The sequence below is a fragment of the Phaeovulum vinaykumarii genome, assembly GCF_900156695.1.
GTDB classification, from domain to species: domain Bacteria; phylum Pseudomonadota; class Alphaproteobacteria; order Rhodobacterales; family Rhodobacteraceae; genus Bieblia_A; species Bieblia_A vinaykumarii.
In genome coordinates this window covers 336611-357722 of sequence record NZ_FTOM01000002.1, presented here as the reverse complement: position 1 = coordinate 357722, position 21112 = coordinate 336611, and the positions used below count along the sequence as shown (strand labels likewise).

The 21112-nt window shown below is 68.5% G+C and carries 18 protein-coding genes; 7 read left to right on the top strand and 11 right to left on the bottom strand.

Going from position 1 to position 21112, the window contains the following annotated elements; genetic code table 11:
* Window positions 1–6: 6 nt before the first annotated feature.
* Both BW949_RS06020 and dapD read right to left on the bottom strand, forming a co-directional pair.
* Window positions 7–645: a LysE family translocator gene (locus tag BW949_RS06020; RefSeq protein WP_076364081.1), complete on the bottom strand. Its 639-nt coding sequence runs from the start codon at window positions 643–645 to the stop codon at window positions 7–9.
* On the bottom strand, window positions 645–1472 hold the full coding sequence (dapD, locus tag BW949_RS06015; RefSeq protein ID WP_097176998.1) for a 2,3,4,5-tetrahydropyridine-2,6-dicarboxylate N-succinyltransferase: 828 nt from the start codon (window positions 1470–1472) through the stop codon (window positions 645–647). Before dapD ends, BW949_RS06020 begins: the two co-directional genes overlap by 1 nt.
* A gap of 96 nt (window positions 1473–1568) precedes the next feature.
* Here dapD and BW949_RS06010 point away from each other — a divergent pair, with 96 nt between their 5' ends.
* Window positions 1569–2399: an LOG family protein gene (locus BW949_RS06010; RefSeq protein WP_076364077.1), complete on the top strand. Its 831-nt coding sequence runs from the start codon at window positions 1569–1571 to the stop codon at window positions 2397–2399.
* Entirely contained in the window at window positions 2396–4084 is a 1689-nt protein-coding gene (locus BW949_RS06005) for an ArnT family glycosyltransferase (protein WP_083947606.1), read from the top strand. Before BW949_RS06010 ends, BW949_RS06005 begins: the two co-directional genes overlap by 4 nt.
* Here BW949_RS06005 and rlmN read toward each other — a convergent pair.
* Window positions 4069–5256 carry a dual-specificity RNA methyltransferase RlmN gene (rlmN, locus tag BW949_RS06000; RefSeq protein WP_076364075.1) on the bottom strand — a complete coding sequence of 396 codons (1188 nt, stop codon included), beginning with the start codon at window positions 5254–5256 and terminating at the stop codon, window positions 4069–4071. The two genes, BW949_RS06005 and rlmN, sit on opposite strands and share 16 nt — an antisense overlap.
* Window positions 5257–5355: 99 nt before the next feature.
* Window positions 5356–5889 (bottom strand): invasion associated locus B family protein, encoded by a 534-nt coding sequence (locus BW949_RS05995; RefSeq protein WP_076364073.1) that lies wholly within the window; start codon window positions 5887–5889, stop codon window positions 5356–5358.
* A gap of 176 nt (window positions 5890–6065) precedes the next feature.
* Here BW949_RS05995 and BW949_RS05990 point away from each other — a divergent pair, with 176 nt between their 5' ends.
* Window positions 6066–7049, top strand: a complete 984-nt coding sequence (locus BW949_RS05990; RefSeq protein WP_076364071.1) for an asparaginase — start codon at window positions 6066–6068, stop codon at window positions 7047–7049.
* A 115-nt stretch (window positions 7050–7164) separates the two neighbouring features.
* Here BW949_RS05990 and pnp read toward each other — a convergent pair whose 3' ends face one another.
* The 7 genes from pnp to rbfA form a co-directional block, all read right to left on the bottom strand.
* Entirely contained in the window at window positions 7165–9309 is a 2145-nt protein-coding gene (gene pnp / locus BW949_RS05985; protein ID WP_076364069.1) for a polyribonucleotide nucleotidyltransferase, read from the bottom strand.
* A 365-nt stretch (window positions 9310–9674) separates the two neighbouring features.
* The gene (gene rpsO, locus BW949_RS05980) at window positions 9675–9944 is read right to left on the bottom strand and encodes a 30S ribosomal protein S15 (protein ID WP_076364067.1); all 270 of its coding nucleotides are present in this window, start codon (window positions 9942–9944) and stop codon (window positions 9675–9677) included.
* Between the two features lie 129 nt (window positions 9945–10073).
* The gene (locus BW949_RS05975; protein WP_210187212.1) at window positions 10074–11144 is read right to left on the bottom strand and encodes a calcium-binding protein; all 1071 of its coding nucleotides are present in this window, start codon (window positions 11142–11144) and stop codon (window positions 10074–10076) included.
* A 189-nt stretch (window positions 11145–11333) separates the two neighbouring features.
* The gene (locus BW949_RS05970; RefSeq protein WP_076364063.1) at window positions 11334–11852 is read right to left on the bottom strand and encodes a DUF1643 domain-containing protein; all 519 of its coding nucleotides are present in this window, start codon (window positions 11850–11852) and stop codon (window positions 11334–11336) included.
* A gap of 58 nt (window positions 11853–11910) precedes the next feature.
* Complete coding sequence (gene truB / locus BW949_RS05965) at window positions 11911–12816, bottom strand: tRNA pseudouridine(55) synthase TruB (protein ID WP_179747536.1); 906 nt, start codon at window positions 12814–12816, stop codon at window positions 11911–11913.
* 150 nt (window positions 12817–12966) lie between these two features.
* Window positions 12967–13836, bottom strand: coding sequence for a phosphodiester glycosidase family protein (locus BW949_RS05960; protein WP_235816217.1), 870 nt, complete (start codon window positions 13834–13836; stop codon window positions 12967–12969).
* Complete coding sequence (gene rbfA / locus BW949_RS05955) at window positions 13814–14254, bottom strand: 30S ribosome-binding factor RbfA (RefSeq protein ID WP_076364059.1); 441 nt, start codon at window positions 14252–14254, stop codon at window positions 13814–13816. The genes BW949_RS05960 and rbfA overlap by 23 nt, the downstream gene beginning before the upstream one ends.
* A gap of 132 nt (window positions 14255–14386) precedes the next feature.
* Here rbfA and dapB point away from each other — a divergent pair, with 132 nt between their 5' ends.
* The 4 genes from dapB to BW949_RS05935 all read left to right on the top strand — a co-directional run bounded on the left by dapB (window position 14387) and on the right by BW949_RS05935 (window position 21108).
* Window positions 14387–15196 (top strand): 4-hydroxy-tetrahydrodipicolinate reductase, encoded by an 810-nt coding sequence (gene dapB / locus BW949_RS05950; RefSeq protein WP_076364057.1) that lies wholly within the window; start codon window positions 14387–14389, stop codon window positions 15194–15196.
* A 406-nt stretch (window positions 15197–15602) separates the two neighbouring features.
* Window positions 15603–16796, top strand: coding sequence for an ADP-forming succinate--CoA ligase subunit beta (gene sucC / locus BW949_RS05945; RefSeq protein WP_076364055.1), 1194 nt, complete (start codon window positions 15603–15605; stop codon window positions 16794–16796).
* Between the two features lie 166 nt (window positions 16797–16962).
* Complete coding sequence (sucD, locus tag BW949_RS05940) at window positions 16963–17847, top strand: succinate--CoA ligase subunit alpha (RefSeq protein WP_076364053.1); 885 nt, start codon at window positions 16963–16965, stop codon at window positions 17845–17847.
* A gap of 297 nt (window positions 17848–18144) precedes the next feature.
* On the top strand, window positions 18145–21108 hold the full coding sequence (locus tag BW949_RS05935; protein ID WP_076364051.1) for a 2-oxoglutarate dehydrogenase E1 component: 2964 nt from the start codon (window positions 18145–18147) through the stop codon (window positions 21106–21108).
* Window positions 21109–21112: the final 4 nt, after the last annotated feature.

Sequence of the window (21112 nt, the reverse complement as noted above, 5' to 3'; positions counted from 1 at the left end):
GGGGGGTCAGGGCCGGCTGGCGGCGGCCAGCTTCACGCCCAGCCCGATGAAGGTGACGCCCAGCGCCCGGTCGATCAGCCCGCGCATCCGCGCCGAGGCCGACATCCGCCGCCGCGCCACATCGCCCAGGATGATCGCCCAAGGTTCGACCAGACCCGCCGCCACGATGACCAGAGCCCCGTGCAGGGCCAGTTGCGCGGCCACGGGGCCTGCGCCGGGCACCACGAATTGCGGCAGGAAGGCCAGCATGAAAATGGCCATCTTGGGGTTGGTCAGGTTGATGAGAACCCCGGTCCGCCAGGTGCGCCAGGCGCTGCCCCGGGCCGGCGCGATCGCGGCGGTCGGCGCCGCCCCGCCGGCGCGGAAGGCCTGGATGCCCAGCCACACCAGATAGGCCGCGCCCAGCCATTTCACCAGCGCAAAGGCCGTAGCCGAGCTGGCCAGCACCGCCGACAGCCCCAGCGCCGCCAGCCCCACATGGACCAGCGCCCCCGACCAGACGCCCAGCATCGCCGCAACCCCCAGCCGGCGCCCGCCCTGGGCGGTCTTGCCCAGGATGAACGCCAGATCCGGCCCCGGCGCCAGGTTCAGCAGAACCGCCGCCGTGCCGAAGGTCAGCCAATGCGCAAGACCATAATCGAACATCAGTCGCGCAACAGTTCGTTGATGCCGGTTTTCGAGCGGGTCTGCGCATCCACGCGTTTCACGATCACCGCGCAATAGAGGTTCACGCCGCCCTTCGAGGGCATCGAGCCGGCCACGACCACAGAATAGGGCGGCACCTCGCCATACATGATCTCGCCGGTTTCGCGGTCGACGATCTTGGTGGACTTGCCGATGAAGACGCCCATGCCCAGCACCGAGCCCTCGCGGATGATGCAGCCCTCGACCACCTCGGAGCGGGCGCCGATGAAGCAATTGTCCTCGATGATGGTGGGGCCGGCCTGCATCGGCTCCAGCACGCCGCCGATGCCGACGCCGCCCGACAGGTGCACGTTCTTGCCGATCTGCGCGCACGAGCCCACCGTGGCCCAGGTGTCGACCATCGTGCCTTCATCGACATAGGCGCCCAGGTTGACGAAGCTGGGCATCAGCACCACGCCGCGCGCGACATAGGCCGACCGGCGCACGACGCAGTTGGGCACCGCGCGGAAGCCCGCCGCCTGCCATTCGGCCGGACCCCAGCCGGCGAACTTGCTGTCGACCTTGTCCCACCAGCCACCGGCCTGCGGACCGCCCGTCTGCATCTCCATGTCCTTGAGCCGGAAGCCCAGCAGGACCGCCTTCTTGGCCCATTGGTTGACATGCCAGACGCCGTCGGCCTGCCGCTCGGCCACGCGCAATTCGCCCCTGTCCAGCGCGCTCAGCGTGGCCTCGATCGCGTCACGCGCCGCGCCGCGGGTGGCCGGCGTGATCGTGTCGCGCGCCTCCCAGGCAGCTTCGATGGCGGTCTCAAGGGCGGCTTTGTCGATGGTCATCGGGGGCCTCGCGGGTTCGGGTTTCATGGCATGTTCCTGCGCCTCAGCCTATAGTGGCCCCGGCCCCTTCGCGCAACGCAAGGATGAGAGATGAAAGACGACGCCCGCAGCCACCCGTTCCGCGATTCGCTTCAGGATGCGGCGCAGGCCCGCGCCATTCCCGACACGCCCCAGACCCGCGCCCCGGCCTATCGGCTGGCCTTCACCGACGACGATTTCCTGATGCGCGAGGAGTTGCGGCCGGTCCGGCTCCAGCTCGAACTGCTCAAGCCGGAACTGGTGCTTGACGAACGCGGGATCAATTCGACCGTGGTGCTGATGGGCTCGGCGCGGGTGCCGGGCCCCGAGGATGGGGGCAAGGGCAGCGCCACGCCGCTGGCGCCCTGGTACGAGGTCGCGCGCGAGTTGGCGCGGCGCATCACCACGCTGTCGATGGCCGCTTATGGGCGCGAGCTGGTGGTGGTGACGGGCGGCGGCCCCGGCATCATGGAGGCCGGCAACCGCGGCGCCCACGAGGCCGGGGGCCATTCCATCGGTCTCAATATCGTGCTGCCGCATGAACAGGCGCCCAATTCCTGGGTCACGCCCGATCTGTGCTTCAACTTCCATTATTTCGCCATCCGCAAGATGCATTTCCTGATGCGCGCGCGGGCGATCTGCATCTTTCCGGGCGGCTTCGGCACGCTGGACGAGATGTTCGAGAGCCTGACGCTGATCCAGACCGGGCGCATGCGGCGCGTGCCCTTCCTGCTGTTCGGCCGCGCCTTCTGGGAAACCGTCATCAACTGGCAGGCGCTGGTCGAGGCCGGCACGATCGTGCCCGAGGATCTGGATCTGATCCGCTTCGTCGAGACCGCCGACGAGGCCATGGCCGTGATCGAGGGCTGGGACTGGACCTGTCCGCCCGGAGGCCAGGCATGAGCGCCCAGGACCGGCCGGAGGGGGCCGGATCGGGGCTGGCCGCGGGGGTGGAACGCGGGCTGGCGCGCGCGCCGCGGGCGGTGGGGGCCGCGATCCTGGTCGTGGTGTCGCTTCTGGTGATGTGGCCGGGTTTCACCAGCCTGCCGCCGCTCGACCGCGACGAGGCCCGCTTTGCCCAGGCCAGCCGGCAGATGCTGGACACGGGCGATTTCATCGACATCCGCTTTCAGGATCAGCCGCGCTACAAGAAGCCGGTGGGGATCTACTGGTTGCAATCGGCGGCGGTGGCCGCGACCGGGACCGACCGGGCGGGGGCCGCGCCCGCACCGATCTGGGCCTATCGGCTGCCGTCGCTGGCCGCGGCAGTGGGGGCGGTGCTGCTGACCGCGCGGATCGCGGCGCAATTCGCAGCGCCCCCCGCGGGGCTGGTGGCGGGGCTTCTGATGACGGGGGTGTTCTCGCTCGACATCGAGGCCAATCTCGCCAAATCCGACGCGGCACTTCTCTTTTTCATCCTGCTGTCGCAGGCGGCGCTGGCGCGGGCCTGGCGGCGGGCCGCAGCGCAGGATTTCGCGCGGCCCGTGCTCTCGGCCTGGACGGTGGCGGCCTTCTGGGGCGGGCTGGGGGCGGCCACACTGATCAAGGGCCCGATCGGGCCGATGGTCACCGCGCTGACGGTTCTGGCGCTGGTGGCGGTGGCGCGGCGCGGGGCCTGGCTTGCGGCGCTGCGGCCGCTGGCGGGCCTGGGCCTCTGGGCGCTGATCGTGCTGCCCTGGGTCGTGGCGATCACGGTGAAATCGGGGGGGGAATTCTGGGCCGCCTCGCTGGGGCACGACATGATGGGCAAGGTCACGGGCGTGCAGGAAAGCCACGGCGCGCCGCCGGGGTCGTATCTGGCCGCACTGTGGGTGACGTTCTTTCCGGCCTCGGTGGCGCTGGCGCTGGCGGCGGGGGCGATCTGGCGCGCCCGCGCCCTGCCGGGGGTGATCTTTGCCGCCGCCTGGGCGATCCCCGGCTGGCTGGTGTTCGAGGCCAGCCCCACCAAGCTGACGCATTACGTGCTGCCCTTCTATCCGGCGCTGGCGCTGGCCATCGCGCTGGTCTGGCCCGAGGTGGTGGCGCGCGCGCGGCGCCGGCGCGATTGGCTGATCGCGGGGGGGATCGCGGCCTTGCCGGTGGCGGGGCTGATCGCGGCGGGGGTCTATGCCGCGCGGCTGGGCCCGGTGCCCCTGGGGCCGCTGGCGCTGGGACTGGCGGTGCTGGCGCTGGGCGGACTGATCGCGGCACGGGCGCTGGCCGGCCATCGCCCGGTGCTGGCGGCGCTGGGACTGGCGGTGATGGGCGCGGGCTTCTCGGGCGGCGCGCTCGGCGCGGTGGCGCAGATCGAAGCGCTCTGGCCCGCGCCGCGCATCCTGGCCCTGGCGCAGGACCGCGCCTGCCCCGCCCCCCCGATCTTCGTGACCAGCTATCAGGAGCCGTCGCTGGTGTTCCTGTCCCCCGGTCCGGTGCGCTGGACCGCCCCCGAGACCGCGGCGCAGGTGCTGGACACCCCCTGCGCGCGGCTGGTGGCCGACAGCGCCGCGCCGCCGCCCGCGGGCGGGCGGGCGCTGGGCCGTGTCACCGGGCTGAACCTTGGCAGCGGACGTGCGGTGGACCTGACGGTCTGGGCTCAGGCGGCGCCCTGAGAACCCGTCTCGGCGCCCCGGCGCCGGGACGCCCGCGCGCTGGCGGACTTGAGCTGGCCACAGGCGGCCATGATATCCTCGCCCCGCGGGGTGCGGATGGGGCTGGCGTAGCCCGCCTTGTAGATGATGTCGGCAAAGGCCTCGATCCGCTCCCAGCTCGAGCGGCGATAGGGCGCGCCGGGCCATTCGTTGAAGGGGATCAGGTTGATCTTGGCCGGGATGCCGCGGATCAGACGCACCAGCCGGCGGGCGTCGTCGTCGGTGTCGTTGATGCCGTCGAGCATCACATATTCAAAGGTGATGCGTTCCGAATTCGACAACCGCGGATAGTCGCGCAGCGCCCCGAGCAACGTCTCGATGTTCCACTTGCGGTTGATCGGCACCAGCACGTCGCGCACCGCATCGGTGGTGGCGTGGAAGCTGATCGCCAGAAGGCAGCCGATCTCCTCGGCGGCGCGGGCGATCTCGGGCACCACCCCCGAGGTCGACAGCGTGATCCGCCGGCGCGAGAGCGACAGCCCCTCGCCGTCCATCACCACCCGCATCGCATCGCGCACCGCCTCGAAATTGTAGAGCGGCTCGCCCATGCCCATCAGCACCAGGTTCGACACCAGCCGCACCTCGGGCTTGGGTTCGCCCGGCACCGGCCATTCGCCCAGATCGTCGCGCACCACCATCAGCTGGCCCACGATCTCGGCCGGGGTCAGGTTGCGCACCAGCTTCTGCGTGCCGGTATGGCAGAACGAACAGGTCAGCGTGCAGCCGACCTGGCTCGAGACGCAGAGCGTGCCGCGGTCTTCCTCGGGGATGTAGACGGTCTCGACCTCGTGCCCGCCGTCGATGCGCAGAAGATACTTGCGCGTGCCATCGGCCGAGACCTGGCAGGTCACCACCTCGGGCAGGGCGATGCGGAAGTTCCGGTCGAGAAAGGCGCGATAGTCCTTGGCCAGGTTGGTCATGCCGGCGAAATCGCGCAGGCCGAAGTGATAGACCCATTGCCAGACCTGGGCCACGCGCATCTTCGCCTGCCGCTCGGGCGTGCCCGCGTCGATGAGCGCCGCGCGCAGCTGATCGCGCGTCAGCCCCACGATATTGACGCGCCCGTCGGTTTCGGCCGGCTGGCGCGGCAGGGTCAGGACGTCCTGGGTGATGGGCGCTTTGGCTTCGGTCATCGGCAATCCGCAGGCTGAAGGGGGGAAGGCCGCGCGGGCGGCAAGCCCCTCATATAGCGCGCCGGCGCCCGCCCGCAAAGCCCGAAGGGCCGCGCGGCCTTACTTGCAGCGGGTCTCGGCCTCTTCCGAGGCGGCGGTGAAACCCAGAAGCGAGAAGGTGTCCTCGGTCTGCGTGCCGCGGGTCGAACGCGCGGTGAGCTTGGCATCCGCCCCGGCCTTCATGGCGGCGATGATCGCACGATCATCCTCGGCCGAGCCGGCCCAGGCGTTCTCGCCCTTGGTGAACAGATCGAAATCCTTGCCGCCGATCTCGAGCTTGACGGTCGAGCCATTGGCGAAGGGATAGCCGCCGGCAAAGGACACCTCGCCCGGTTTGCCGGGACGATAGGTCAGGAACAGCAGGATCTGGCCGCGCCGCACATCCACCGGCTTGCCGCCGCGGGTGTTGACGGTGTTCTTGGGCACCGACACCGCCCAGCATTCGCGCGCATTGCCCGTGCCTTCGACGAACACGCTCCAGTCGGTTTCGGCGGCGACGCGATTGGTGCTGACCTGGGCAGCCGCCGGCGTGGAAACCGCCGAGCACGCCACGATGAAAGCGGCCAGAACGCCGCGCAGACCCGAATTGTTCATTGTTCTGCAGCCTCCAAGCTGACTTGTGCCTCAGAAGTTCCGCCGCATGCGTTGCGTCGCATCTTTTTCGGATGGCGGAACGGATTTCAACTCGATACCCCAGAGATAACGCAAAACCGCCCCTCGGGGAAACCCCAATTGGCGGGAATTCGCCCACGGAACGGGAGAGAACAGACATGAATGCGGTGCCGATGGTGGAGCTGTGGCGCGGCGGCCGGATGGAAAGCCGTCATCTGGGCCATGCCGTGATCTGGGGGCCCGGCGGGATCGAGGCCGCCTGGGGCGACCCGCAGGCGGTGATCTTCCCGCGCTCGTCGTGCAAGATGGTCCAGGCGCTGCCGCTTCTGGAAAGCGGCGCCGGGGCGGGCCTTGGCTCGGAACAGCTGGCGCTGGCCTGCGCCAGCCATAATGGCGCGGCCATCCACACCGAACGGGTCAACCGCTGGCTGGCCGATCTGGGGCTGTCCGACGACGATCTGCGCTGCGGGGCGCATATGCCGGGCGACCCGGACGCGCGGCGGGGGCTGAGCTGTTCGGACACGGCCCCCTGCCAGGTGCACAACAATTGCTCGGGCAAGCATGCGGGCTTCCTTACGCTCAACCGGCATCTGGGCGGGACGGCCGAATATGTCGAGCCCGACCACCCGGTGCAAAGGGCGGTGCGCGCCGCCTTCGAGGAGGTGACGGGCGAAACCTCGCCCGGTTTCGGGATCGACGGCTGTTCGGCGCCCAATTTCGCCACCAGCTTGGCGGGGCTCGCGCGGGCGATGGCCTTTTTCGCCGCCGCGCGTGACGGCGCCGCGGACCGGCGCGAGGGGGCAGCCGCGGCGCTGGTCGCGGCGATGTGCGCCCACCCCGAACTGGTCGCGGGCGAGGGGCGCGCCTGCACCGCCTTGATGCGCGCGATGGGGGGCCGGGTCGCGGTCAAGACCGGCGCCGAGGCGGTCTTCGTGGCGATCCTGCCCGAAACCCGCCAGGGCGTCGCGCTCAAGATCGCGGACGGGGCGACGCGCGCCTCGGAAGCCGCGATCACGGGGCTTCTGATCCGGCTGGGCGTGCTCGAGGCGGCGCATCCGGTCGTGGCCGCCTATCTGGGGGCGCAGAAGAACTGGCGCGGGCTGGTCACGGGCGAGATCCGGCTGGCCGAGGGCTTTGCCTGAGGCCCCCCTGCGCGACAGGGCCCGGCGCGACACGGCCCACCACGGAAATGCGAAAGCCCATGAAAAAGGCCCCGGAGGTTTCCGGGGCCTTTCGCATTCAGCGGTCCGTCGGGGCTCAGCCCTCGGCGGGTTCCTTCTTCTCGGGGGCGATTTCCTCGCCGGTCTCCTGATCGACCATCTTCATGCCCAGACGGACCTTGCCGCGGTCGTCGAAGCCCAGAAGCTTGACCTTCACTTCCTGGCCTTCCTTGAGCATCTCGTTGGGATGGTTCAGGCGCTTGTTGGCGATCTGGGACACGTGCACCAGGCCGTCGCGCTTGCCAAAGAAGTTCACGAAGGCGCCGAAATCGACCAGCTTGACCACCTTGCCGGTGTAGATCTTGCCCTCTTCCGGCTCGGCGACGATCGAGTGGATCATCTCGTAGGCCTTCTTGATGCTGTCGCCATTGGCCGAGGCGATCTTGATGATGCCGTCGTCGTTGATGTCGACCTTGGCCCCCGAGACCTCGACGATCTCGCGGATCACCTTGCCGCCCGAGCCGATCACTTCGCGGATCTTGTCGGTCGGGATCTGCATCGTCTCGATGCGCGGTGCATGCGCCGAGAATTCGGTGCGGCCTTCGGACAGCGCCTTGGACATCTCGCCCAGGATATGCATGCGGCCGTCACGCGCCTGCGCCAGCGCCTGGCTCATGATTTCCGGGGTGATCCCGGCCACCTTGATGTCCATTTGCAGCGAGGTGATGCCCTGCGCGGTGCCCGCGACCTTGAAGTCCATGTCGCCGAGGTGATCCTCGTCGCCCAGGATGTCGGTCAGCACCGCCCATTTGCCGTCGTCTTCCAGGATCAGGCCCATGGCCACCCCGGCGACCGGCGCCTTGAGCGGCACGCCCGCATCCATCATCGACAGCGACGACCCGCAGACCGTGGCCATCGACGACGAGCCGTTCGATTCCGTGATCTCGGAGACGACGCGGATCGTGTAGGGGAAGTCCGTCGGCGCCGGCAGCACCGCCTGAAGCGCGCGCCAGGCCAGCTTGCCGTGGCCGATCTCGCGGCGGCCGGGCGGGCCGAAGCGGCCGACCTCGCCCACCGAATAGGGCGGGAAGTTGTAGTGCAGCAGGAAGTTCGAGCGGAAGTTGCCGTGCAGCGCGTCGATGATCTGCTCGTCGTCGCCGGTGCCCAGCGTGGTGATGACCAGACCTTGGGTCTCGCCGCGGGTGAACAGCGCCGAACCATGGGTGCGCGGCAGGATGCCCACTTCCGACACGATCGGACGCACGGTGGTGGTGTCGCGCCCGTCGATGCGCGCGCCGCCGGTGATGATGTCGCCGCGCAGGATGCCCGATTCGAGCTTCTTGAACGCCGAGCCCAGGTTCGGGTCGGCCAGCTCGTCTTCGGTCAGGCCGGCACGGATCGCCTCGCGGGCGGCCGAGATGGCGTTGACGCGTTCCTGCTTGTCACGGATGGCGAAGGCCGCCCGCATCTGGGTCTCGCCCAGTTCCTTCACGCGGGCATAGAGCGCGGCGTAATCGGGGGGCGTGAAGTCGAAGGGTTCCTTGGCGCATTCCTCGGCGAAGCCGATGATCATGTCGATGACCGGCTGCATCGCCTTGTGGCCGAAGACCACGGCGCCCAGCATTTCCTCTTCCGAAAGCTCATAGGCTTCGGATTCGACCATCATCACCGCGTCGCGGGTGCCGGCGACGACCAGATCGAGGCGTTGCTCGGGGTTGGCGCGCAGGTTGTCCATGTCCGCCACTTCGGGGTTCAGGACATATTCGCCGTTGGCAAAGCCCACGCGAGCCGCCGCGATCGGGCCCATGAAGGGCACGCCCGAGATGGTCAGCGCCGCCGAGGCCGCGATCATGGCCACGATGTCGGGGTCGTTGACGAGGTCGTGGCTGAGCACGGTGCAGATGACCAGCACTTCGTGTTTGAAACCCGGCACGAAGAGCGGGCGGATCGGACGGTCGATCAGGCGCGAGGTCAGGATTTCCTTTTCGGTCGGACGCCCTTCGCGCTTGAAGAAGCCGCCGGGCACCTTGCCCGCGGCATAGTATTTTTCCTGGTAATGCACGGTCAGCGGGAAGAAGTCCTGACCCGGCTTCGCCTCCTTGGCGAAGGTGACATTGGCCATGACGGAGGTTTCGCCCAGCGTGGCGATGACCGAGCCGTCGGCCTGACGGGCAACCTTGCCCGTTTCCAGCGTCAGCGTTTCCTCGCCCCACTGGATGGATTTCTTGGTGATATTGAACATCAGCGTATCCTGTCTGGGAGCACGCATGGGCCCTTCCCATGTCTCCCGGCATATGGCGGCCCCATTGCCGCCGCCCCCAATCCTTCGCATGTGCCCGGGGGCATGGGCTCACGTCGCAGATGCCTGCGCGCTTACAGGAAAACCGGGGTTTTGGAAAGGGTCGAGTTGGAGCGCGGGTTCGGGTTCGGGGTGGGCTTCGGGGCCGGACCGGGCCGCCTGCGGCGCGTGCCGGGGGCGCTGCCCCCGGACCCCCGGGATATTTGGGCCAGCTCGAAGAGGGGATATGTGTGTGGGGGGGGGGGCCGGACAGCAAGACGCCCGCCGCGGATGCGACGGGCGTGCGCGTGTCCGGGTCGGACCAGAGCTTAGCGGCGCAGGCCGAGACGCTCGATCAGCGACTGGTAGCGCGCCACGTCTTTCTTCTTGAGGTAGTCAAGAAGTTTGCGGCGCTGCGCGACCTGCATCAGGAGACCACGGCGGGAGTGGTTGTCCTTCTTGTGGGTCTTGAAATGCTCGGTCAGCGTGGAAATGCGCGAGCTGAGGATCGCAACCTGCACCTCGGGCGAACCGGTGTCGCCTTCCTTGGTGCCGAATTCCTTGATCAGACGGGCTTTTTCTTCGGCGGTGATCGACATCGGGATCTCCTTCATGGGTTGATGTGACGGCACAAGCCGGGATGTCGTCCAGCAGGGCCCTTGGCTCCGCCGCAGCGGATGCGCGCCTATACGGGGTTTCAGCGCGAAAGAAAAGGAAAAACCTTGGGCTCAGGCTGCGGCCAGTTCCTGGGCGCTGATCACGGACAGGTCGTCGAGCGTGAGCCCCGCGCCGTTCAGCACCTCGGCCAGGACCACGCCGTTCAGCGCGACCTGCATCGTCGAGGAGCCTTCGACCGGGGTCAGCGTCACCTCGGGGTCGGGATGGGCCGCGCCGTCGTAGACAAGGACCAGGTTGTCCTCGGCCGCGTCGTAATCCACGGTGACGATCCCGCCTTCATCGAGCCAGTCGCCGATCAGATAGGTGTCGGCATCCTCGCCCCCGGAGAGGAAATCGCCCGCGCCGCCGATCAGCGTATCCTGCCCGGTCGAGCCGTTGAGCAGATCGCCGGTATCGGTGTCGTGGCCGGTATCGTCGAGCACGCGGCCGTCCAGAACGTCATCGCCCGCATTGCCGAAGAGTTCGTCGCGGCCGAGCCCGCCCAGGATCGTGTCACCGTCAAAGCCGCCCGACAGGCTGTCGTCGCCCGCCCCGCCGGCCAGCGTATCCGCGCCCTCGCCGCCGAAGAGAACATCGTCGCCGTCGCCGCCATGAAGCGCATCCGCCCCGACCTGGCCTGCAAGCGTGTCATTGCCCGCGCCGCCGTCCAGGCTGTCGTCGCCGTCGCCCGCGATCAGGCTGTCGTCGCCCGCATCGCCCCAGAGCAGGTCGTCGCCGTCGCCCGCGTCAAGCGTATCCTCGCCCGCGCCGCCCGCAAGGCTGTCGGCCCCCGTGCCCCCCCAGAGCGCGTCATCATTCTCGGTGCCGGTGAGGCTGTCGTCGAAATCACCGCCCCAGAGGGCCGCGCCGGCGTCTTCGTAGGCGATCGGCGCAACGGCCTGGCCGTCGGGATCGCCCAGAGCCGAGGCCGGGTTGGACGGGTCCAGAAGCACCGGATCGACGCCCGTCACCTGCGGATCGGCGGGATCGGGGGTTTCGGCATCGGGGTCTTCGGGCGCCTCTTCGGGCGCGCTGTCATCGGGATCGAGATCGCCGGTCCGGACGGACCAATCCGCCGGATCGTCCTCATCCTCATCTGACATGATCCCGCCGGCCGCGCCCATGAAGGCGAGACTCGACATCAAAAGGCCCAGAACACCGGACAGAATAAACATGTAACCCCCTACCCGCAGGTTCCGAAACCACACACCGGAACACCGCAACCGACCGCGACACCCCAGGTCACGACCGTTCCGAATGCAACTATCGCGCGAACCGGCTGATCTGTCAAAGCCAACCCACGCGGACAGTTAAGCAATCATGAGGCGCGATCACGTCCAGGGCTCGGGCTGACGGTCATAGCCGATGTAGAGCGGGTGTTTCGGCGCCCCGGCCTTGGTCAGACCCAGATGCCACAGCGGCCGGCCCGAGGCGCGCAGCATCGCCTCGACCGCCGCCCCGCGGTCGAGATGCGCGCCATGGCTGCCCCAGGCGCACAGGATGCGGTCGCCCGGCCCCGCGGCCCAGTCGAGACTGTCCAGAATGGCGGCATCATTGCCCGGCCCCACCGGGTCGGCCTGCGCGCGCATCACCCGCGGATCGGTCGCACGAAAGGCGAAGATGTTGGTCACGCGAAAGGCGCCGAAGCCCAGATGCCGGGCGCGGCGCTCGCAGCGTTCGACGGTCGGGTCGTTCTGGATCTCGGTCGCGGTCGAGGGGTTGAGCAGCACGAAGAGCGCCCGCGGGCGATCCGCGTCCCAGGTGCGGGTCAGCAGGTAACGATAGCGTTCGCAGGGCGAATAGACCGCGGTCGAGGCCGCATCGCCCTTGGTGTGATGGCGCGTGATCATGGGCGTCGTTCTTGCCCGCATCGGCGCCGGGCGCAAGCCTGTGCCGATGCGGCGACCATCAGCCGAGGTTGAACACCCGGTCGGGGTGCAATTCGCCCCCCATGTAGCGGCCCACGGCCACCGGGCGACCCTGATAGCTGGCCCAGGCTTCCTCGCCGAATTCGATGCTGCCCAGCACCTGGCCGGGGTTGCCATGCGACAGCCGCGCCGCGCCCTGATCGGTGGCGCGCAATTCGGGCAGATCGGCCAGCGCGGTCTCGACCGGCAACAGGCGCGCATCAAGCGCGGGGCTCTGCGCCTCGGCCTCGACCGTCTCGAGGCTGACCGCATCTTCCAGATCGAACGGCCCCGACCAGGTGCGGCGCAGGCTGACCACATGGCCCAGACAGCCCAGCGCCCGGCCCAGGTCGCGGGCGATGGCGCGCACATAGCCGCCCTTGCCGCAGACCATCTCGAGCACCAGCGTGTCGGCGTCGGGCATGTCGATCAGATCAAGGCTGTCGACGAAAAGCGGGCGCGCGGCCAGCTCCATCTCCTCGCCGTCGCGGGCACGGACATAGGCGCGTTCGCCGTCGATCTTGACCGCCGAGAATTGCGGCGGCACCTGCATGATATCGCCGCGAAAGGCGCCCAGCGCGGCCTCGACCGCGGCGCGATCGGGACGCAGCGCCGAGGTCTCGATCACCTCGCCCTCGGCGTCGTCGGTATTGGTGGCCGCCCCCAGCCGCACCGTGAAACGATAGCATTTCAGCGCGTCGGTGATATAGGGCACGGTCTTGGTTGCCTCGCCCAGGGCCACGGCCAGGATGCCGGTCGCGGCCGGATCCAGCGTGCCGGCGTGGCCGGCCTTCTTCGCCTGAAGCGCCCAGCGCACCTTGTTGACGACAGCCGTCGAGGTCAGGCCCGCCGGCTTGTCGATCACCAGCCAGCCCGAGATCTCGCGCCCCTTCCTGCGTGCCATGATGCCCCTCTGATCCTGTGGTTTGCCGGGAGCCGCGCGCCTAGCCTGCCCGCGCGCCTGCGTCAACCGCCAAGCCGCCGCGACCGGGGGAAACCGCGCGCTCAGGGTGGTGGTCGCGCTTGCGCGCTCGGGTAGGGGGGGCGCGCCTGGCGCTCAGGGGGCGGGGGCGACGGCGCCCAGGATCGGGCCCATCGGCACGCCCAGATCCGCGCGCCCCGTGGCCGGGATCGTCAGCCGCGAAACCGACCCGTCGAGATAGAGCGCATTCGGCGCGCCCAGTTCATCGCGGAAAAGCCGCGCGAAGGCATGCAGCGTGACCGGGCGCCCGGCCAGCACCGCCCAGGCGGTCTGCCCGTCAGCCGAAACGCCGATGCCGTTGCGGATATGGCGCGAGGTGCTGTCGGGCAGGAAACGCGGATGCAGCGCGCCGTCGATGACCAGCATCGGCCCCGATTGCGTGGCGATGCGGCAGGCGGGCGGATCGGCGGCGAAGGCGCGGCTCTCGATCACGGCGAAGCGGTCGGTGGCACAGAAGACCCCGTTGGGCAGCATCCCGAAATTGCCCGGCCCGGCCGAGGTGACCAGCTGGCCGCGCGTGCCCTCGGGGCCGATGAACAGGCCCACGGGCCGGCGGTCGGGGTGATACATGCCCGCGTTCATGGCCCAGAGCAGCGTCTCGCCGGGGGCCAGCTCGGCGCGCAGCCGCTCGAAGGTGGCAACGGGCAGGCCGTCGGCAGCGGTCAGCCAGATGCGCATCTGCGCGGGGTCGTGGATCTCGCAGACGGTATAGGGGGTGTCTTCGAAGCGGATGTCGCGGCAGGGCGCGGCCGCCGCGACGGCCTGCCCGTCCGCGTCAGAGACCGCGGTTTCGGGGGCGGGCGTTTCGGAAACGGGCGCCTCCGCCGCGGGCGCGGGCGCGAACAGGCTGCCCAGGCCCTGCGCGCCGGCACCGGCCGCCGCCAGCACCAGAACTGCCAGCGCCAGACCGGCCGCCGGAAGCCTAGGTTTCCACGTCGTCATCATCGGCGCCCTCGCCGTCCGCATCCCGCCGGGCAATATCGGCCTGAACCTTGGCATCCGCGAACATGCGCCGCGTCTCGTCCAGCCGGTCATAGGTCTCGTCGGGCCGGAAGCGCAGCTCGGGCGCATATTTCAGCGTCATCTCGCGCGCGACCAGATGGCGCAATTCGCCGGCATGGCGCGCCAGCGCCCCGATCAGCTCGTCCTGGCCCTGCCCGCCCAGCGCCGAGACGAAAACGGTCGCCACCTTCAGGTCGGGCGAACAGCGCACCTCGCCCACCGTCACCGGAATGCGGTTCAGGTCGGGGTCGTGGACATCGCCCCGCAAGAGCACGTCCGACAGCGTGCGCCGGATGAGCTCGCCGACGCGAAGCTGACGTTGCGAGGGGCCTTCGCCCCGGGAAAAACGGTTCTGTGCCATGGCCGCAGCTTTAGGCCAAGAGCGCCTGCGCCGCAACGGTTCGCGGCGCGTCCGGGGCGGCGGATCGGCGGGACTTGGCCCGCCCTGCCCCCCTGGTCTAAGGAAGAGCAACGCAGCAAGGAGAGACGGGCAATGGACGATCTGCCGGGAATCGTGGTCACGGGCGTGTCGGGCCGCATGGGACAGATGCTGGCGCGCGAGGTGACCGCCTCGGGCAAGGCGCGTCTGGTGGGGGCGCTGGAACGGCCCGGCCATGACTGGGTGGGGCGCGATCTGGGCGCATGCATGGGCGGCGCGGCGCTGGGCGTGACGGTCGAGGACGACCCGCTGCCCGCCTTCGCCCGCGCCCGCGCCGTGATCGACTTCACCGCCCCTGCAGCGACGGTGGCCTTTGCCGGGCTGGCGGCGCAGGCGCGCGCGGTCCATGTGATCGGCACCACCGGCCTTGCGCCCGCGGATCTGGAGGCGCTCGAGGCCGCCAGCCATCACGCCGCGATCATCCGGGCGGGCAACATGAGCCTGGGTGTCAACCTGCTGGCGGGGCTGGTGCGCAAGGTGGCCGCGGCACTGGATGCCGATTGGGACATCGAGGTGGTCGAGGCCCATCACCGCATGAAGGTCGACGCGCCCTCGGGCACGGCGCTGATGCTGGGCGAGGCCGCCGCCGAGGGGCGCGGGATCGCGCTGGCCGACAACATGGAGTCGGGCCGCCACGGGTTGACCGGCGCGCGCGCGCCCGGCGCCATCGGCTTTTCGGCCATCCGCGGCGGCGACATCGTGGGCGAGCATGACGTGATCTTTGCCGGCGCCGGCGAACGGCTGGTCCTGCGCCATGTGGCGACCGACCGCGCGATCTTTGCCCGCGGGGCGCTGCGGGCCGCGCTGTGGGGGATGGACCAGAAGCCGGGGCAGTATGACATGGTGGACGTGCTGGGGCTCTGAGCGGATCCGCGGCGGCGCGGACCGGACACGGGCGCGCCGAGAAATCGGACGTGATTCGCGGCACTTGCCCCCCCCGTCTCCCCGGCCCGACAACGGAGGCGGGGCGGTGGGAACCGCTAACGGTATGCAATCGCACACAATTCCGTGCGACGCAGTATGCCGTGGCACACATTCGCGCTTGCAGCACCGCCCGATGCGCCGAATCGACGCAGCCGCGGCAAAATCCGCCGTTTGTGATCACACTCCCGAGACCCGTGATCACAAAAACGGGAAAATCCCCTTCCAAACCCCGCTTCGGCCAAATAGCGTTTTGCCCGCCCGCGCTTGCGTGCCATGACACGGGCAAACCTGATACGAGGGTAAACCTGTTACACGGGCGACCCTGATACCAAGACGGGACATCGGAATGAACATTCACGAATATCAGGCCAAGGCACTCCTGCGCAGCTTCGGCTGCCCGGTCTCCGACGGCCGCGCCGTCCTGCGGGCGGAAGAGGCGAAAGCCGCCGCGGGCGAACTGGACGGGCCGCTCTGGGTGGTCAAGGCGCAGATCCACGCCGGCGGCCGCGGCAAGGGCCATTTCATCGAGCCCGAAGCCGGCGAGAAGGGCGGCGTGCGCCTGGCCCGCTCGGTCGAGGAAGCCGATGCGCTGGCCCGCCAGATGCTGGGCCGCACCCTCGTCACGCACCAGACCGGCCCGGCCGGCAAGCAGGTCAACCGCATCTACATCGAGGACGGCAGCGACATCGAGCGCGAGCTGTATCTGGCGCTGCTGGTTGATCGCGCCACCTCGCGCGTGTCCTTCGTCTGCTCGACCGAGGGCGGCATGGACATCGAGGAAGTCGCCGCCTCGACCCCCGAGAAGATCCTGTCCTTCAGCGTCGACCCGGCCTCGGGGCTTTCGGATTTCCACGGCCGCCGCGTGGCCTTCGCGCTGGGCCTCAAGGGCCCGCTGATGAAGCAATGCGTGGCGCTGATCCGCAATCTCTACCGTCTCTTCCTCGAGAAGGACATGGAGATGCTCGAGATCAACCCGCTGATCGTCACCACCGACGGCCATCTGAAATGTCTCGACGCCAAGATGGGCTTCGACAACAACGCGCTCTACCGCCAGCCCGACATCCTGTCGCTGCGTGACGAGACCGAGGAAGACCCCAAGGAGCTGGCCGCCTCGAAGTTCGACCTGAACTACATCGCGCTCGACGGCGAGATCGGCTGCATGGTCAACGGCGCGGGCCTGGCGATGGCCACGATGGACATCATCAAGCTGCATGGCGCCGAGCCGGCCAACTTCCTGGACGTGGGCGGCGGCGCCAGCAAGGAAAAGGTGACCGAGGCGTTCAAGATCATCACCTCGGACCCCAATGTGAAGGGCATCCTGGTCAACATCTTCGGCGGCATCATGCGCTGTGACATCATCGCCGAGGGCGTCCTGGCCGCGGTGACCGAGGTCGGTCTTCAGGTGCCGCTGGTCGTGCGTCTCGAAGGGACGAACGTCGAGCTGGGCAAGGAGATCATCGCCAATTCCGGCCTGAACGTGATTGCCGCCGACGACCTGTCGGACGCCGCGGCCAAGATCGTCAAGGCGGTGAAGGGCTGACCCATGTCGCTTGTCCGGAAGCCCCACGCCCTGCCCCCGACCGCCGCACCGGCGCGCGACCGCGCCCGTGCCGGTGCGGGGCCGCGGGAGCGGGGTTTCCTGGCGGGGACGCCGGCCACGCCGCGGCCCGCCATCGCAGCAATCATCAATTAGGAGAACGCCGAACATGGCAGTCCTCGTCGACGAAAACACCAAGGTGATCTGTCAGGGCTTCACCGGCAGCCAGGGCACCTTCCATTCCGAACAGGCCATCGCCTATGGCACCAAGATGGTCGGCGGCGTCACGCCGGGCAAGGGCGGCACCACCCACCTGAACCTGCCCGTCTTCGACTCGGTCCACGAGGCGCGCGCGCGCACCGGGGCCAATGCTTCGGCGATCTACGTGCCCCCGCCCTTCGCGGCGGATTCGATCCTCGAGGCGATCGACGCCGAGATGGAACTGATCGTCTGCATCACCGAAGGCATCCCGGTTCTGGACATGATGCGCGTCAAACGCGCGCTCGAAGGGTCGAAATCGCGCCTGATCGGGCCGAACTGCCCCGGCGTCATCACCCCCGACGCCTGCAAGATCGGCATCATGCCGGGCCATATCCACCGCCGCGGCTCGGTCGGCGTGGTCTCGCGCTCCGGCACGCTGACCTATGAGGCGGTCAAGCAGACCTCGGACCTGGGCCTGGGGCAATCCTCGGCCGTGGGCATCGGCGGCGACCCGATCAAGGGCACCGAACATATCGACGTGCTCGAGATGTTCCTGGCCGACCCCGAGACCACCTCGATCATCATGATCGGCGAGATCGGCGGCTCGGCCGAGGAAGAGGCCGCGCAGTTCCTGGCCGACGAGAAGAAGCGCGGCCGCTGGAAGCCCACCGCGGGCTTCATCGCCGGGCGCACCGCGCCGAAGGGCCGCCGCATGGGCCATGCCGGCGCCATCGTCGCGGGCGGCAAGGGCGATGCGGAATCCAAGATCGAGGCGATGCGCGCGGCGGGCATCGTCGTGGCTGACAGCCCGGCCCATCTGGGCGAAGCTGTCCTGAAGGCGATCAAGGGCTGAGAGGCCCGAGGGAGGCGCAGGGGGTTCCGCTTGACGGGGCCTCCTGCCGCTCCATCTCGCAAGCGTCAGGCGGGTTTGGCCCGCCTTGCCCTTTCGAGACGATCGAAGGACCGGCCCCGGCCGGGAAGGGAGAGGACAGATGACACCTGAGACCGGCGCGCTTGCGCGACACGCAGCCCCGTCCCGCAAGGGGCGCTGCGTGAGCGGGGCCGTCATGCCGGCGCCGCGGCGATGTCGATGTCGTCCCCCCTGCCCCACGCCCGCCGCTGAAACCGCCCCCTGCCCTGAGGTGCAGACATGAACGACCAGTCACCCAACGACCAGCTCCACGCCTCGAGCTTCCTGCAAGGGGCCAACGCGGAATATGTCGAACAGCTTTATGCCCGCTATGCGCATGATCCGGGCTCGGTGGATGCGGCCTGGGCCGAGTTCTTCGCCGCGCTGGGCGATGCCGAGGCCGACGTGAAGCGCGAGGCGCAGGGCCCCAGCTGGGAACGCGCCGACTGGCCGCCGCAACCCAACGACGAGCTGACCGCGGCCATGACCGGCGAATGGCCGGCCCCGCCGGTCAAGGAAGCCAGGGCCGCGGGCGACAAGATCCGCGCCAAGGCCGCCGAGATGAACGTCGAGGTGTCCGAAGCGCAGATCAAGCGCGCCGTTCTCGACAGCATCCGCGCGCTGATGATCATCCGCGCCTACCGGATCCGGGGCCATCTGGTCGCCGATCTCGATCCGCTGGGCATGCGCGACCAGACCCCGCACCCCGAACTGGACCCGGTCTCCTACGGCTTTGCCGAAGACGACATGGATCGGCCGATCTTCATCGACAACGTGCTGGGCCTGCAAATGGCCACGATGCGCCAGATCATGGACATCGTGAAACGCACCTATTGCGGCACCTTCGCGCTGCAATACATGCATATTTCGGACCCCGAGCAGGCCGGCTGGCTGAAGGAACGGATCGAGGGCTACGGCAAGGAGATCCACTTCACCCGCGAAGGCCGCCGCGCCATCCTCAACAAGCTGGTCGAGGCCGAGGGGTTCGAGAAGTTCCTCCACGTCAAATACATGGGCACCAAGCGCTTTGGCCTTGACGGCGGCGAGGCGCTGATCCCCGCGATGGAACAGATCATCAAGCGCGGCGGCGCGCTGGGGGTCAAGGAAATCGTCATCGGCATGCCGCACCGCGGCCGCCTGTCGGTCCTGGCCAACGTGATGGCCAAGCCCTATCGCGCCATCTTCCACGAATTCCAGGGCGGCAGCTTCAAACCCGAGGAAGTGGACGGCTCGGGCGACGTGAAATACCACCTGGGCGCCTCGTCGGACCGCGAATTCGACGGCAACAAGGTCCACCTGTCGCTGACCGCCAACCCCAGCCACCTCGAGGCCGTGAACCCGGTCGTTCTGGGCAAGGCGCGGGCCAAGCAGGACCAGCTGGGCGATCATGAACGCCATCAGGTGCTGTCGGTGCTGCTGCATGGCGATGCGGCCTTTGCCGGCCAGGGCGTCGTGGCGGAATGCTTCGGGCTCTCGGGCCTCAAGGGGCACCGCACCGGCGGCACGATCCATATCGTCGTCAACAACCAGATCGGCTTCACCACGGCACCGCATTTCTCGCGCTCGTCGCCCTATCCGACCGACATCGCGCTGATGGTCGAGGCGCCGATCTTCCACGTCAACGGCGACGACCCCGAAGCCGTCGTCCACGCCGCCAAGGTCGCCACCGAGTTCCGCCAGAAATTCGGCCGCGACGTGGTCATCGACATGTTCTGCTATCGCCGCTTCGGTCACAACGAAGGCGACGAGCCGATGTTCACCAACCCGGTGATGTACAAGCGGATCAAGTCGCACAAGACCACGCTCCAGCTCTATACCGACCGTCTGGTCGCCGACGGGCTGATCCCCGAGGGCGAGATCGAGGACATGAAGGCCGCCTTCCAGGCGACGCTGAACGAGGAATTCGAGGCCGGCAAGAGCTTCAAGCCCAACAAGGCCGACTGGCTGGACGGGCGCTGGAAGCACCTGGCGCGCGAGGATGCCGAATACCAGCCCGGCGCCACCGCGATCAGCCCCGAGACCCTGGCCGAGATCGGGCATGCGCTGGTCACCCCGCCCAAGGGGTTCGACCTGCACAAGACCGTCGCGCGCCAGCTCGAGGGCAAGGCCAAGATGTTCGAGACCGGCGAGGGCTTTGACTGGGCCACGGCCGAGGCGATCGCCTTCGGCAGCCTGTGCGCGGAAGGCTATGGCGTGCGTCTGGCCGGCCAGGACAGCACCCGCGGCACCTTCTCGCAGCGCCATTCGGCCTTCATCGACCAGACCACCGAGGAACGCTATTACCCGCTCAACCACATCCGGTCGGGGCAGGCGCGCTACGAGGTGATCGACTCGATGCTCTCGGAATATGCGGTGCTGGGCTTCGAATACGGCTATTCGCTGGCCGAACCCAACACGCTGACCATGTGGGAAGCCCAGTTCGGCGACTTCGCCAACGGCGCGCAGATCATGTTCGACCAGTTCATCAGCTCGGGCGAACGCAAATGGCTGCGGATGTCGGGTCTGGTCATGCTGCTGCCGCATGGCTTCGAGGGCCAGGGCCCCGAGCATTCCTCGGGCCGGCTGGAACGGTTCCTGCAACTGTGCGCGGAAGATAACTGGATCGTGGCGAATTGCTCGACCCCGGCCAACTACTTCCACATCCTGCGCCGCCAGATCCACCGCAGCTTCCGCAAGCCGCTGGTGCTGATGACGCCGAAATCGCTTCTGCGCCATCCGATGTGCATCTCGCGCGCCGAGGACATGACCACGGGGTCGTATTTCTGCCGCGTGCTGTGGGATGATGCCGAGAAGGGCAATTCGACGATCACGCTGAAACCCGACGCCGAGATCCGGCGCGTGGTGATCTGCTCGGGCAAGGTCTATTACGACCTTCTGGCCGAGCGTGACGCCCGCGGCATCGACGATGTCTATCTGCTGCGGCTCGAGCAATTCTATCCGTTCCCGGCCCATTCGATGGTGACCGAACTGTCGCGCTTCAAGGGCGCTCAGGTCATCTGGTGCCAGGAGGAGCCCAAGAACCAGGGCGCCTGGACCTTTGTCGAGCCCAACCTGGAATGGGTGCTGCACCGGATCGACGCCACCCACCAGCGCCCCCGCTATGTCGGCCGCGCGGCCTCGGCCTCGCCCGCCACGGGTCTTGCCAGCCGCCACAAGGCCGAGCAGGACGCGCTGATCAACGAAGCCCTGACCCTGGAGGGGTGAGACG

Bases quoted from the DNA above. Each gene is read 5' to 3' on its own strand.
- BW949_RS05960 (WP_235816217.1), bottom strand. From the start codon at position 13,836: ATGATGACGACGTGGAAACCTAGGCTTCCGGCGGCCGGTCTGGCGCTG.
- BW949_RS05935 (WP_076364051.1), top strand. From the start codon at position 18,145: ATGAACGACCAGTCACCCAACGACCAGCTCCACGCCTCGAGCTTCCTG.
- BW949_RS05970 (WP_076364063.1), bottom strand. From the start codon at position 11,852: ATGATCACGCGCCATCACACCAAGGGCGATGCGGCCTCGACCGCGGTC.
- BW949_RS05995 (WP_076364073.1), bottom strand. From the start codon at position 5,889: ATGAACAATTCGGGTCTGCGCGGCGTTCTGGCCGCTTTCATCGTGGCG.
- BW949_RS06010 (WP_076364077.1), top strand. From the start codon at position 1,569: ATGAAAGACGACGCCCGCAGCCACCCGTTCCGCGATTCGCTTCAGGAT.
- BW949_RS05975 (WP_210187212.1), bottom strand. From the start codon at position 11,144: ATGTCGAGTCTCGCCTTCATGGGCGCGGCCGGCGGGATCATGTCAGAT.
- BW949_RS06005 (WP_083947606.1), top strand. From the start codon at position 2,396: ATGAGCGCCCAGGACCGGCCGGAGGGGGCCGGATCGGGGCTGGCCGCG.
- sucD (WP_076364053.1), top strand. From the start codon at position 16,963: ATGGCAGTCCTCGTCGACGAAAACACCAAGGTGATCTGTCAGGGCTTC.
- pnp (WP_076364069.1), bottom strand. From the start codon at position 9,309: ATGTTCAATATCACCAAGAAATCCATCCAGTGGGGCGAGGAAACGCTG.
- dapB (WP_076364057.1), top strand. From the start codon at position 14,387: ATGGACGATCTGCCGGGAATCGTGGTCACGGGCGTGTCGGGCCGCATG.
- rlmN (WP_076364075.1), bottom strand. From the start codon at position 5,256: ATGACCGAAGCCAAAGCGCCCATCACCCAGGACGTCCTGACCCTGCCG.
- BW949_RS06020 (WP_076364081.1), bottom strand. From the start codon at position 645: ATGTTCGATTATGGTCTTGCGCATTGGCTGACCTTCGGCACGGCGGCG.
- rbfA (WP_076364059.1), bottom strand. From the start codon at position 14,254: ATGGCACAGAACCGTTTTTCCCGGGGCGAAGGCCCCTCGCAACGTCAG.
- sucC (WP_076364055.1), top strand. From the start codon at position 15,603: ATGAACATTCACGAATATCAGGCCAAGGCACTCCTGCGCAGCTTCGGC.
- BW949_RS05990 (WP_076364071.1), top strand. From the start codon at position 6,066: ATGAATGCGGTGCCGATGGTGGAGCTGTGGCGCGGCGGCCGGATGGAA.
- rpsO (WP_076364067.1), bottom strand. From the start codon at position 9,944: ATGTCGATCACCGCCGAAGAAAAAGCCCGTCTGATCAAGGAATTCGGC.